Genomic DNA, 13,505 nt, shown 5'->3' with positions numbered 1-13,505 from the left:
ATGCGTCTCATCGAATTAATTGCCGCGGGAATGATTGCAATCACCTCTGCTCGCGCTGCACCTTGCGCCGAGGTTAAGCTTCTGCGTGACGATCAAAACGTAGCCGAAATAAGCCTGTCTGGTCGAATTGTAAAAGGCGACAACGAAAAGCTGCATGCTTTGATTTCGCCAATTCGGAATGACCCCGAAAATCCGTACGCGATGCTGAAAACCATTAATCTCCAATTGGACAGCGAAGGGGGGGACTACTTCGAAGGCATCAATATGGCGCGTACCATCCGTACGAACGGCGTGCAGACCTGGGTTTTGGCAGACCGTGATTGCGTTTCTGCTTGCGCTTTTATGTTTCTTGCAGGCTCCTATTTTAATAATGATGGAATAACCCAACGTCTCCTCCCCAGCCGAACGATCCAACCTGGCGCCCACTTAGGATTCCATTCCCCGTACAACGACCTCGATCTTGGCAAGTTTGATGACGGTGTCAAAGCCATCCGTGCCTTAAGACAGGTGCTGGGAGTTGCGCTTCCTTCTGACCTATTTCTGATCGCATTGGAAACTGGTCGAGATGAAACCTTTGACATCGAGTTTGTGGCAGACATTCTGCGTTGGGAAATTGACCTCGAAGGATACGCTCTAGGAGATGTACCAGAGCGTGAAGGCCTTTATAACGCCTGTGTTAACTATATTAAATTGAAGCTAGAGCTTTTCCCCTACTACGACATCAGCGTGCGCGACATCGTTTTCGACGCATTTTATTGGCGTGCGCATGAGGAAGAGCAAGACCTGACTCCGGCTCAGATTGCTGCGATCTCAGAGCCTTCCGCTAGTTTTGACGGCCAGACGTTCGCAGATCGCTATCGCTTGGAGCAAGACGGTTCAGTGCCGCTCGTGCGTGATTACTGGATCGAGATTGCAGAGGAAGGGTCCGAGAGCCTCACCTCAATAAGGGAAAGTTCTGATGGGAGGCTCTTTCGACTGAAACGCTCTCCCGAGAGCAATAGGCTTGGGATGGCCTCGGGATTTGCGTATGGGGACGAGTTTTGGTCAATGGGGTGTACTGCGGTCTGGGACAAGAGTACCCGTTCTGTTGAGATTGCAGAGGGAGTTCACGAGCTCAACACACGCCAGGAGCTTCAGAAAAAGTTGGGCGAACAACAAATTCTTATCGAGGACTTCCCGTTAGAAGGGAGCGTATACTATAGGGAGTGGATATTGCTCCCGATGGGTATGCGCCTTGAAGATCTCCGTATGAAGTACTGAGGCGGGACGTCGTCTTCGCTACATTCGCTTCTCGGCTTGAATTGGTGTGGGTGTCTGATTTCTGCTCAGAGCCAAAGTTGCCCCTCCCGAGAGATGGCTGACATTTCATTCCGGAGATGGAGTATTCGAATCGCCTCATCTTCTACGGTGATGCGGGGTGTGCTGCGCTTCGAGCTGATGATAGAACGTGGTGTGTTCAAACGTAAGCGCCCGGTGAGGGCCGTCTTGCGAGGTTGAGACGAACATCGGAAGTCCTAGTGCAAACACTAGGAGTAGTCCTATGACGAAGCATCAGATTGAAGTGATCACGTCTGTCGAGCGCCGACGGCGCTGGTCTCACGAAGATAAAGAGCGGCTCGTTGCAGCCTGTTTCGAGCCAGGTGCGGTGCTTTCCGAGATTGCGCGATCGGCCGGTATCCATGTCAGCCAGCTCTTCCGTTGGCGCAAGGAGCTTTGCCAAATCGAGGAGCCGAGGACGGAAACAGCGAGCACGTTGGTGCCGGTGGTCGTGTCCGAGGCCGCGCTTCCAGCCTCGCCTATTCCCTCGGGCCACCCGCCCCATCGCAGTCCTGCCGGAAGTGCAGCGATGTGACGATTGAACTCGGTCAGGACCGTCGTATCCGCGTAGACAGCGACATCGACACGGACGTGCTTGGCCGCATTCTCGATGTCGTGCTGGGGCGGAGATGATCCCGGTTCCGAGTGGTGTGAAGGTCTGGCTGGCGACCGGTCACACGGACATGCGCAAAGGCTTCCCCGGTCTGTCGCTGATGGTGCAGGAGACGCTGAAGCGTAAGCGATGTCCGCATCACACAGCCCAGAACGTTCATCCATTGCAAAGATCGAACCAACCCTCCGTAGTTGCGCTCAATGTAGGATTGGGTTGTGATGCTTAGACAAACTTACGATCCAAAGGTGACGCGAGAACTCGCGGTGATGAAGGTTATATTCCCTTTGATTGGATTGGTGATCTGCGTCGCCATTCTTGGCCTTTATCTCACTTCGCCGGATCGAATCGCGGCGCTGATCGCTGCCTTCATGGCGACGCTGATCATGAGTGCCAAGCTCAACGACATCGATCCGCAGGCTTGGCTTGCTGACGTCCTGGCCCGCATCGCCGACACGCCAATCAGTAAGCTGGAGCAATTGCTTCCGTGGAATTGGCAGCCACACGGACTGAACGCTCAAGCAGCCTAACCTGCGGCCTTCACCGGATGCTTACGTTCAAACAACTACAAGCATCAGGAAAGGAGGCGCAGCATGAGGCGCATTATTGACCTTGATGTCTCGGTGATTGAGACCCGCCATGTAAAGGCATTCCTGAAGGCGCAAGCTAACAAGACGGATCGCAACGATGCGCGCGGCACCGCTCAGATGATGCGCGTCAATCTGTATATCGCCCGGGGCAGGTGTCGGTGCCTGAATAGATGGATATCTTCGAATTCAACGGCAACTATCGACGTCCCGAATTTGGGTTATGCCCGCATTTTCTTAGATATTCGCAACTCAGTCTGAGAAGGAAACCAGCGGAGTACACCGGACGTCGGATAGACCGATGCCTTAGACCATTTCCCATATATGTCCACCCGTTATCGCGAAGGCGGCTCGACACCATGTATTACAGGCCAATGCAGTGTCGCCGTTATCGCGGCCGCCGCAACTATGTAGGCGTCTCGACAAACGAGCGGCGCGCAGCTTTTCCATCTCCGCTGTTGGCTTGCAACTGGAGGCGGCGACCTGCTTCAGCGCCTCTTCCTGCCTCTTGAACATCCAACGGCATGTTGTTGCCGTTTATCGGCCTGCGCCTGCGCTCCAAGTGTTGCCTGCGGGGTGGCGCCATGGCCATAGTCGCTGTTCAGAAGTTCGGGTCGATCTCGTCGCGGATACATTTGTAGACTTTCTCGGAGCCCCCAAAACGCGCCAAAGCACTTTCACCCGCTTCTGCAATCCGCGCTCCCGTTATCGGCCTATCCAGAATGAGAGCATTACCGGGGAAGAGCAGAAGGGCTGTCCGTCCCGCCTGAAAACGGTTTATAGCGTCCTGACGGTGCCGCGGTTGATCATTGTCAGCCATTCCATTGAGCTTGCGATTCATTGCAATGTTGGCTTCGCCAATTTCCTTAACAGGACCGTAATCGCCCACAATCCCAAAAACTGTTCTCTTCGTCGTGCTCCGCGAGAAGCCGACGACGAGGCTGCGCTTGACTAAGCCGTTGTCGGCAAATTCGGATGGCGCGGAGCTAGTTTGTTTTGGGAGGACGATGGCGGGAGCGGACAAGGCGTCAATCCACTTCGACTGATCGCAGTCACCCACCCGATTCCAGCCACCCGCGACCGCCACATCAGCGGTCATCGACACAAGATAGCCATCCGGCGTTATGCAGGGCTTCTTGGTCACCGTATTCTTTTCGATAATATCCGGGCTGAGAACCTGCCAAGTATTATTAAGAGGGAACCCGGAATCGCGGACTGCGACGAAATCCGAGACGGGCCTGTCGGAGTTATTGTAGGCGTTCCGGATATTGTTGATGGCACACGGGGTAGCGGACGGATCGGAGGCGCAGCGTCGTCCAGTCGTATCATCAACGTGGTATGATATCTTCGTCCCGTCAGTGTTGACCTTCAATGAAGTGACGAAGAGAAGTGGCCGGATGCCGCTGAGTTGGAAGACAGCATTCCCGCGATAGACTTGCACAACCCTTGATCCACCTTCGTCAGGTCGCGTGAAGCTTGGTTGAAATCCGCAGTCGCCAGGATTGGCATTTAAGTCCGACGACAGCATGAAGAGGGAAAGCAACGCCGCACGACAAAATTGCTGATTAGACATACCTAATATCCCGAAGGTTTGTGATCAATCGACATGGTTTAATTACAAATTGACCGCATCCGCCCGGCCTGTTTGCTGGCGCACGATGAACAAGCCCGCCAGACATTTCAGCCAGTGGCCTGGCCCATCGGTGCGCTTTTTCCGCGCGTCCATGGCATTCCACGCATCCTTGGTTCGCAAAATCAAGGCGCTGCTTATTGAACCCTTCCCAACTTTTTGGCACAGCCTAAGCTGATGCCTGAGATGCGGCGACCTTAAGCAACCGGTGCGAGTTCCTCCATCTTTGCGAGGTACTTTCGCGCGATTTTGATCGCTGCAATTTTGTCAGGATGGAGCTCGTCATGCCAATGCCCGGTGCAGCATCCCCTGGCATTGATCAGATGGACGCCGCTTTCCCGACGTTCAAAATCCGCCAGGAGTCCGTAAAACTCGTCAACGACAACGCGGATGATTGCGGCTGCGATTGGATCGCTCGCGTCATAGCCGAGCGCGCTGAACGGCGAACCCATCCACCGGCCACCGGGGCGAGGTATGGCATGGTCATAGCCGTGTAGCAGAATTTGAGTGTTTCCGCTCCATGCCTGGACGTTGTCGATGATCCGCTGATAACCAGCAGCAACTTCAGTAAAAATTACCTTCAGATTATCCTTGCGAACATACGCCCAGGGATCGCCGGCACCGCTGCCTGCCGAAAATGGCTTTACGAAACGCGCCAAGCTTCGCCCGCCGAGAAAATCGTTACCTCCGCCGGAGAGTATGAAGAAACCGAAAATCCCGCTCTGTATTGGAGCCTTATATTGCTCCTTCGCGACGATGTCCGAGAACTCATCGCCCGGCCATCCAATGTTGTTCACGAAGCAACGACGGTCACCCTCGATGATATCGACGAAACTCTCGTTGAAACCTTTGACCTCCGAGATTGGCCAAAGGATATTAACCCAAGAGTCCCCTTCAGCACAAATCTTGTAAGGTCGCGTCAGACGCGCTTGTAGTTCGTGATCAACGGAAGGGGACGGGCTCGGAAATGGTGGATAAGGCTGCCGAATGGCCTGATACTCGGCTTCGGTCATCGGTACCGTCACTTCTCTTTACTTCGAAAACGAGACTGTCGCTTCGTTTCTCGAGCTTGATGTCATCAGGAATCAGACGCGCGTTCATTCTGTTCCCAGCTCCTTATTCAAGAGACGACGATCAGCTTTTAGGTGGGCATTTTGCCAACGCTTTTGTCAGCTTTAGCATCGGTGCAGCGGCGTCTCCGGAGACCCCTGATGAAATCATGCATTTCACTGCCTCCACACCGGTGTACTCGGGCCGGATCAGGCGGAACAGGACATGAGCGGAAGCACAATATGGTGAGGCCATGGATGTCCCGCTCATCTTTCCATAGGAGGAGTTTGAAGGGTTGCTCTGTCCGTCGAAGGCCAGCGAACTGATCACGTCGACACCGGGGCAGGAAATGTCTGCATCGACATTCGAAAAGTTTGCGCGCTTACCGGCGGTGTCGTGTGCGGCGACTATAACTCCGTTTTCTATGCCTTCGTCTCGGGCTGCCAATGCCGCCCAGTTGAACGGGCTTGCATACTTCGAGCTGATCGGTGTTTCACCTTTTTTGCTGTCGTTGCCGGCAGCGGAAAAAATTACTTTTCCGTCTTTGTTGGCTGCCTCCAGGATGGACACCAGGATCACGCCTTGGGATTCCACGAGCGAACGCCATGCGCCGGATTCAGGGAGATCGGGATTGATTCCAAAGTTGCTCCGCCAATTATACCCCAGACTGACGTTGTAGGTGGAAACGTCGTCTTCGCCAGCGACGAAGTTGTTGAGGGTAGCGAGTATCTGGCTAAAGAGAATGACAAAGCGCAATTCGGGCGTCTGGGCTCCGGACTGGAAGAAGACGTCGCCCGAGCGCGCCCGGACAAAGCAATTGGGCAGGACGCCTTCAATGCCTTTCGAATTGTGTAGTCCACACGCAATTCCCGCAACATGGTTGCCGTGATTGTCCGCATCGGTGTCCGGAAAGTTAATGAACGAGAGATCTTCATGCCGCGAAAATCCGACATCCATCACGCCGAATATGGTCCCATCATTGGCACCAGGCATAGACCAGAGCTTGTCTGCCTCGATATCCTGGACACCCCAGTCGATCGTTGGCGCTAACGCCGCACCCGATGTACCGGTAATTACATCGGGCTCGATCATATTCCGGGCGTCGACGTCTTCCTCCGATGCCGCTTTGTCTGATAGAAAAACGTCTGGCGTCGCGCTGAGGACGCGCGGGTCCTTCTTGAAACTGTCGATTGCCTGATTCATGCCTCTAAGAATGGACTCGTTCGCGTTCTTGTCCGTAATCTCACTCTGAAAATATTTTGAAATATCGGTTTTAACCTGGACCGCGCCGATATTTTCGAATTTTTGAATGACCGGAAGATTGTTAGACTTCAGGTAGTCATCAACTTGAGCGGGTGTGACGTCGGAGTCGAACTTGATGATCATGGAATTCGGTACGACGAACGGTACTGTCTTTTGCTCACCATCAGACGTTTCAAGCTTCTGCTTTCCAGCAGCGTTCAAGTTATTCTGGTCCACCACAAGATCGCGGAACACGGGCTTCTCGGACGCCCAAGCCTTGGCACCCACTTCAGGCAGGCTACGAATGAGATCGTTTGTCGCCTGACTTGGAAGCGTTGTCGCTTTCAAAAGTGCATCCTGCGCGCTTGCATTTACAGGCGCCATCATCTGTGCCGTCGTCAATGTGATGACGAATGCCCCACTCAAGCGAGACGCAATCATTTTCCCCTCCATACCTTAACGCCTTTGGCCCGTGAAAATCAGGCCGAGCCACCATCCACATAGACAGGGACCGGATAGAAGTGGACCTTGAGCCCCTTCATGTCGTGATAGCGGGCCACCCACTTCTTCAAATTAAAGTTCTGCTTCCAGAGCGCCGCTGCGCTTGAGTTCGAGTAAATTAGCCTGCTGTCGTCACCGGTGGGGGGACCAAGAATACCCACGTGACCAATGTTCGACCCCTCAGTCGGCGATATGATAATCCCGCCGGCAGGAACGTCACGTTCCCTAATGCTCGAGCCAAAGCATCGCCGTAGTTCCGGGTCAAAAACCGCAGTGCCGTCGGTGCGCGTGATCCAACGACCGAGGGCGTTCTTCGCGATATGCCTCACTGCCCAAACGCAGGCGAGGTTCCCGCCGTCTGGTCCTGTTGCCGAAGAAAATCGGTCGACGGACTCCATGGACTTGTTGTGCACGGCGTTGATATCACCTGGATCACTTACCTCGCAGCGGAGCGCTGAAGCCGGTGAGAACGTGTCGATTCTTGGACCGACGATGACCGCGTTATCGGACTCTTTTAAAACCAAACCCTGATCGGTCATTTCGAACAACAACTGGCCGGAATCCACCTCGCCGACCTGCGTAACGATGAGATACTTTCGTCCGCCGGAGTTTATCTCATTGGTCGAAAGGCTGTAAGAATCCGTTTTATCAATGAAATTGTCGATTTCCGGGTATTGATCAAGAATGCTCATGATTGCCCCCTGTCGTTGAACCCAAGGCAGCAGGATACACGTTAAACTATACTTTACAACGATTATTAACTAGCGCGGAAATTGCATTTATTGAGGAACTGGGGATGTAACGTCTGGAACATCAATCCGATACAACTTTGTGTTGAGAGATCTATTTGAATATTGAAAGTGATTGCTTTGCTGAAACAACGATGAAGCAGAGAGCCGAAGTGCGGCAACTACGGGGGCGGCGTCAACGACGCTGTCAATTTGGAAACTATCTCGTGCTTTGCAGATACAATTCTGGCGCGCTTCAAATAAGGACATCAAGTGCCGATTTCCGATGAAGCTCGCCTGTGTCCCAAGATGATTGCGCCCGCGGCTTCCCGGATGATCTCTGACTTTCCATCCAGCTTTGGACCTCCCCTCACCTAGCCGGTCTCGCCAGCGACCTTGCGATATCGACCAATCGTCGCGCGAGGCGGTCGGGTCCTCCTTGTTCCAGGCAACCCCCTAGCCCGATCCGAAAGTCGATGCCCCGCCTTCAGCTCGACGGCCCGGTTTGGCAGGCCCTCGGTCCATTCGGGCGCAAAGCCAAGGCCAAGGCCTGCCGAAACCAGTGACATCAGCGAATAGGTTTCGTCGCGGCTAGCCAAAGCGACGGCGTTCACGGGCCAGCGCCTTCATTCGCTCGCGAAGGCCAAGGTCGTCGCTGCGCCTGGCTTCATAACGGATCGTCATTCGGCAAAAGCCGCTGGCTTTACACGCCCGACGTTCGCTCATCGCATGTTGGCTCATCAGATGCGCCATCTTATCCCAAGCCAGAGACTATGCCGATGAAGTTGGCTAAGCCACGGATCTTCCGTTAACAATAGCGGCCGACGCTCGGCTTAGTTTTTAGCGTGCTAGCCTGCCCGCGAGGAGAGCTTGCGGTGTTCTCCATCAATATGAATGAATAATGCCAGCTCAGCATCGGTCATGAGTGAAAGGTCGGGATCTTCGTAGCGCGAGCGATCAGCTCGGTTGACGAGCCGGATCAATTCGACACTAGCATGCTGTGCGTTCCTGCGCACAAGGTCTGCGATTTCCAACATCGGGAACTCGCCTCCAAACTCCACTTCTGCGCTGGACGAGATCTGCCGATCAAAGCGCGCGCGCCATGACGCCGATGTGAGGCCGGCGATATGCGCCCAGTTCCTCCCAGACATTCGCAAGAGTGCTTCTTTTACGGGATAGGCGAAATTGTCCCGAGGCCGAATTTGGGACGCACGTGAACCAAACAACGATATCATTTGACCTGCGGCCAGGCACGAACCCGCGCCAGAACTGGATGCGCAGCAAAAGTAAAACCGCAGTGACCTACAAAGGTATATCTCCAAGACCCGTCGATCCCATCGCGAAACCGTTAACGCTGGGGCGTGGGTCCAATTCCAGCTCCAGCTCGGCCAAGCGGGTCGATCCGTCATAACGACGATCAAACCGAGCTAGTGGGTGATTGAAATAGTGCTCATCAAGGACTTTGATCAACCCTGGTGTCGGTAGATCTGCCACGTATTTCCGAACCGCCGGACCGTCTTTGAAAGAGACGCCATACTTCCTCGTCGCAGCGGATGCTCTTTCGAGTAACTGTTGAGCCTCAGGTGAGAAGTTGCCAGACGTCCAGAACTCGAAGTGAATCTGATGGTTGTGAAATTGGTCCGCCGTTAGCCACTTGTAGATTCCCGGAACCTTTTCGGTTATCCAGGCCTCTACCTCCCCAAGGGTCACGGTCTGACTTGGCTGGTAGCCTTTGCATTCGTAGACCGTGACCTTGTTGCCAAGGACCCGAAACACGTCCAGCTCAGCTTTAAAAACCTCTTGGCCGCTCGCGACGTGCAGGCGTTTGCCTATGTCGATTGAACCGCCACTTATCGCTTGTACGGCGTGGCCAACGATCATCTCGAAGAGGGCGCCGCGAAGATTCTTGGCAGCGCCTTCGATTCCTCCCAGCCTGTTAAATAGCTCCTCGATGACTTCAGGCTTTGAAACCGCCACTGCCGCAGCCTTGGAAAGCGTGGTCAGCAATGTCGCCAGGCCTATCGCCACTTCCGTGCCGAACAACGTGCGTGGCGTCGCCATGACAATACCGTTGGCCTTACCTAAACGCTGGGCTTCCCGGGTATAACGATCGGCAATCGACACGGGAAACATGTGTGGCATCTTGGGTAGACCGGCGCTCAGCTTACATTTCCGAACAAAAGCCGCCATCGCCAGTTCGTCGACATCGCCGCCAGCGACAGCATCGCAGACAAGGAATCCGGGAATGACGGCGCCGGCATCGTTGCGGCGCAGCAGGTGTCTCAGATAAGATGGCCCGCATAAATCCCAGTTGAAGGTGCCGTACCGCGGGAGAGCCCCCTCTCCCCGCAGTTCGATTTTATCGAAGCTTGCTATGCCAAGGCGGCGGGCCCAGTCACCCACCGCACAAAGGAGAACATTTTCGGTAATCAGCCTGGCACGCATATTGCTGGTATCGGGTAAACCGAAATGGCCGTTAGCGTCGATCGCGATGCATTCCCCGACCCCATCCACCTGAATCCGCGTCAGGAACTTCACCGCCTCAAGCCTGGCAAGAACGGTTGAGCTGGCAACTTGCCCCTTCTGCAGGATTGGTGAACCACTCACGATGTCAAAATGTGCCAACGGGACCACACCACCGCGTGACAGGATTGCGCCGATCGCTGGACCATACGCGGGACTCGCCTTTCCAATGTCCCGCAGCAAGGCCCGCCAATAGCGTTCTTTTTTGTAGTCTGAGTCATGGTAGAGGAAGCGCGCGTTCTTCGGAAAAACCAGACCGGAAAGACGGCGAACCTTCTTCCCGCCACGAGAAACCCGCTGCCGGGCCGCCTCGGCCGAAACGCCTTGTTCCATCAGGCGTTGGGTCAGCACAGTCGACAGACAGGGACCGTCACTCTCAAGCCAATCTTCGATCTGGTTGCTCATAAATCGGAATATGTCACACTGCGCAATTTATAACAATACTTCACACTCTGCTCGCCATTTTCGACTGTTCGAAAAAGCATATATATAACAAACGGTTACAAGCGATAAAAATGTGGGAGATGCCTCGGTATGTCACGGTCGAATGTCACACGCCGATTTTGGAAGCTTTTTTTGAAGCGCCAGTAAGAAGCGCACCGCCGTTGGGTAAGTCTGAGCATTATACCATTTGCCGAAGCGGCATAGTGTTCAACTGTCATCGGGCGCCCAATACGGCAGCATCTTTGAGGCGAATTTGTCGGGAACAACAAAGCCTACGCTAAATCGCGCCCGTGTGATTGCGACATAGATTTTGGCGAGTTCTTTGCCAGCATCTTTCAATTTACCAGTAGCAAGATATTTTTCGAAAGGTCCATGTGGATAGATCAGCGTCCGGTCAAAGGTCAGGCCCTTGGATTCGCCGAAATTCAGCGGACGCCCGTGGTTGATCTTCTTTGTCCGATTGTACCTTAGCGGTTGCGGAGCAAAGCTCGCGGCATACGCCTCAACGCAGCTCTGCCGGACAAAAAACAACCCATCATGGCCTCTCTCCTCGCCATTCCGGGACTTTGTCTTGTGGCAATGGGGGAAGATCGCATCGGCGAAATCACAGATCTGCTGATTGCAGCGGTAGGAATGAGCCTGATGCTCTATTTGGCCCAGACCAGCCCTTTCCCATTCCTCGAATTTCAGGAGTATGTTTTCGCCAGAAAATCCCTTGTTCTTCGGGTTGTCGTTGGTTGAAAACGTCGCCTGACGATGATCCCCCATCAGGCAGACCTCAACGTTTGAGCGGAGGAGGTGCTCAACCAGCTCCAGATCCCAGCCGGAAAGGTCCTGGGCTTCGTCGATGTAGATCCGCCGATAGATCTTCTCGATTCGCTGAACCGGCAGGCCGTTCGTGACCTTAATGACCTGGCAGGCAAAATCGGTGACCCGGTCCTTCCAGATCCGGCCCCTGCTGGAGAAATAGTATTTGGCCACGTTGGTTTTCGGAATGTGCGGATATGAAGGGATACGATCGATAAAATTGATGTTCTTTACGCGAGGAATGTAGAGGTAATTTTGGAATGGCCGCACGAAATGCGTAAGCACGAACGTGTACCAGGTGGTGATAGCGACATGCGGCGCGATCACTCCATCCAGCTCGTAGGACTTATCGACCAGCTCCTCCTTCCCGTTCAAGGTATAAGTGACGAGACCGGTACGGAATTCATGGCCTGCGTTGGCTTCCGAGACCAGACTTGTGGTTTTGCCAGATCCTGCCGACGCCAGGACAATCCGGTTAGCGGACCGCATTTCGAATATATTCCGGTATCACTAGCGCGTCAGGATGATCGTAGAGCGCCAAGGCGCAATCCGTTTTGTTGGCCGTACAATATGTGAGCAGGTCGGCCGATGTAGCGAACGCCTTACCGAGCATGATGTTCATTTTCGCGAGCCCGTTTGCCTTGATCAGCTGCGGCTCCAAGGTTGGAGCAGCATCATCGGCATCGATGTTGATGTGGATTCTGGCCCCGCCGGCATAGTCCACGAACAATGCCTTTTTCTCGGCCGCCTTCCCGTCGTTGTCGCGCACGACGTCAACATCGAGAGCAAGGAGAATCGCGATATCCAGAAAGCGTTTGAACGAAGTACCGACGGAGATGACCTCGACCCCCGCTTCCAATGGCAGTTTCCCATGCCGCTGCTTGAACGCCATCTGGACAATCAGCTCATCAGAAGGCCCTTCGACCAGGATCGACCGGTCGGCGAGGATCATTCGGAGAGTATCGTGGCCTGGGAGACGCTGGAAATATGATTTCGTCTCGGGCGGAAGATGATCAAGGGTGACGGCCTTCTGTCCGTTGAACATCAGCACATGATCGATACCAAGCTTGTTGAGCACGAAGCTACTATGCGTGCTCACAATCAGCTGCCGCCCCTGACAGCGGTCAGCAAGGTGGCTCACCAGCCGACCCAGGTTACCATGTGACAGATGGTTTTCGGGCTCCTCAAGCAGAAAGACGTCGCACTTATCGGCGGATTCGATAGCCAGCTTGATCTTGACCGCATTCTGCTCCCCCTTCCCTACCAGCGTCAGCGGGATGTCATTCAAATGTGGAAGCACGCCAGTCTCCCAGCTGGCACGGGTCGTGGTATCCATCGCTACAGAAAGGACTTTGCTAGAGACCACTCCCTGTTTGGACGCCAGTTCGGCGTTGATCTCAGTGATCCGCGCATCGCCCTGAAACGTGTCGCGCATGGTCCTATAGGCCAGCGCAAGATCCACGGATTGCTCCTTGGTGAGATAATCGCGGACAATCTCCAATACATATTTATTGGCAGCATAGGAGTTGGAAATGTTGCTGGGGTCAATAAGCGCCGACTTGATGGGAATGGATGAGGGTGACAGCGGCGTCCCCGCAAAGGAAGTCCAGACAATCTCGTAGAACTCCATCGGGATGCTGTTTAGCACACTGGGGTCGCTGATGTACGACCGGTATTGATCCAGACAGTTTTCGTCGAGCTTGATAGCCAGGGTGATGCCGGGGCAAGTGATCCGCTCACTGTTGATGGATCCGATCAGGTCCACCGTTTTGGCCGTTTCCTGAAGGTACAGCTCAATCACCGCCTCCGGAGGCGGTACTTTGACACCGCCTTTGTGGCTGGCCACGAACTCTGTCACCGCGTCGGCATTGATCAGGAAGGGATGGAGCTCATAGTCGGCGGCCCTCCGGTTCAGTTGGCGCCGCAAAGCGAGGTTGATTGCTTCGAGAAGCGTGGATTTGCCCGCCTCATTATCCCCGACAATCACGTTGACCTCGTCACCGAACGTAACGTCTGCATGCCGCAAGGTGCGGTAGTTCTTCACAACGACACGAGTGATCGACATT

The 13,505-nt window shown here is 54.3% G+C and carries 11 protein-coding genes and 4 pseudogenes; 5 read left to right on the top strand and 10 right to left on the bottom strand.

Features of this window, described 5'->3' with window-relative positions:
- From GR198_RS29320 to GR198_RS36395, 5 genes and pseudogenes are all read left to right on the top strand, one after another.
- On the top strand, positions 1 to 1,260 hold the full coding sequence (locus GR198_RS29320; RefSeq protein WP_164070040.1) for a hypothetical protein: 1,260 nt from the start codon (positions 1 to 3) through the stop codon (positions 1,258 to 1,260).
- A gap of 280 nt (positions 1,261 to 1,540) precedes the next feature.
- The gene (gene tnpA, locus GR198_RS29315) at positions 1,541 to 1,852 is read left to right on the top strand and encodes an IS66-like element accessory protein TnpA (protein ID WP_164070039.1); all 312 of its coding nucleotides are present in this window, start codon (positions 1,541 to 1,543) and stop codon (positions 1,850 to 1,852) included.
- A gap of 94 nt (positions 1,853 to 1,946) precedes the next feature.
- A complete protein-coding gene (gene tnpB, locus GR198_RS36175) occupies positions 1,947 to 2,156 on the top strand; it encodes an IS66 family insertion sequence element accessory protein TnpB (RefSeq protein ID WP_164070037.1) in 210 nt (69 codons plus the stop codon).
- A gap of 75 nt (positions 2,157 to 2,231) precedes the next feature.
- Positions 2,232 to 2,457, top strand: a pseudogene (locus GR198_RS29305) (transposase domain-containing protein); the annotation flags it as partial.
- Positions 2,458 to 2,544: 87 nt separating this feature from the next.
- Positions 2,545 to 2,655: pseudogene (locus GR198_RS36395) on the top strand (IS110 family transposase); the annotation flags it as partial.
- A gap of 460 nt (positions 2,656 to 3,115) precedes the next feature.
- Here GR198_RS36395 and GR198_RS29295 read toward each other — a convergent pair.
- From GR198_RS29295 to GR198_RS29250, 10 genes and pseudogenes are all read right to left on the bottom strand, one after another.
- Positions 3,116 to 4,087, bottom strand: coding sequence for a hypothetical protein (locus tag GR198_RS29295; RefSeq protein WP_164070035.1), 972 nt, complete (start codon positions 4,085 to 4,087; stop codon positions 3,116 to 3,118).
- Positions 4,088 to 4,341: 254 nt separating this feature from the next.
- The gene (locus GR198_RS29290; RefSeq protein WP_164070034.1) at positions 4,342 to 5,157 is read right to left on the bottom strand and encodes a hypothetical protein; all 816 of its coding nucleotides are present in this window, start codon (positions 5,155 to 5,157) and stop codon (positions 4,342 to 4,344) included.
- A 121-nt stretch (positions 5,158 to 5,278) separates the two neighbouring features.
- Positions 5,279 to 6,877 (bottom strand): S8 family peptidase, encoded by a 1,599-nt coding sequence (locus GR198_RS29285; RefSeq protein WP_164070032.1) that lies wholly within the window; start codon positions 6,875 to 6,877, stop codon positions 5,279 to 5,281.
- Between the two features lie 38 nt (positions 6,878 to 6,915).
- The gene (locus tag GR198_RS29280) at positions 6,916 to 7,629 is read right to left on the bottom strand and encodes a hypothetical protein (RefSeq protein WP_164070030.1); all 714 of its coding nucleotides are present in this window, start codon (positions 7,627 to 7,629) and stop codon (positions 6,916 to 6,918) included.
- 406 nt (positions 7,630 to 8,035) lie between these two features.
- A pseudogene (locus GR198_RS29275) lies at positions 8,036 to 8,258 on the bottom strand (LysR family transcriptional regulator); the annotation flags it as partial.
- A gap of 1 nt (position 8,259) precedes the next feature.
- Positions 8,260 to 8,418 (bottom strand): annotated as a pseudogene (locus GR198_RS29270) (IS3 family transposase); the annotation flags it as partial.
- Between the two features lie 95 nt (positions 8,419 to 8,513).
- A complete protein-coding gene (locus GR198_RS29265; RefSeq protein WP_164070028.1) occupies positions 8,514 to 8,816 on the bottom strand; it encodes a hypothetical protein in 303 nt (100 codons plus the stop codon).
- A 151-nt stretch (positions 8,817 to 8,967) separates the two neighbouring features.
- Complete coding sequence (locus GR198_RS29260; RefSeq protein WP_164070026.1) at positions 8,968 to 10,593, bottom strand: hypothetical protein; 1,626 nt, start codon at positions 10,591 to 10,593, stop codon at positions 8,968 to 8,970.
- Between the two features lie 246 nt (positions 10,594 to 10,839).
- A complete protein-coding gene (locus GR198_RS29255) occupies positions 10,840 to 11,928 on the bottom strand; it encodes a UvrD-helicase domain-containing protein (RefSeq protein ID WP_164070024.1) in 1,089 nt (362 codons plus the stop codon).
- Complete coding sequence (locus GR198_RS29250) at positions 11,915 to 13,504, bottom strand: ATP-dependent nuclease (protein WP_164070022.1); 1,590 nt, start codon at positions 13,502 to 13,504, stop codon at positions 11,915 to 11,917. The genes GR198_RS29255 and GR198_RS29250 overlap by 14 nt, the downstream gene beginning before the upstream one ends.
- Position 13,505 lies beyond the last annotated feature (1 nt).

The organism is Rhizobium leguminosarum (assembly GCF_010668065.1).
Lineage (GTDB): Bacteria > Pseudomonadota > Alphaproteobacteria > Rhizobiales > Rhizobiaceae > Rhizobium > Rhizobium leguminosarum_S.
Note: the sequence above shows the minus strand (reverse complement) of the source record. Positions and strands in the feature narration are given on the sequence as shown.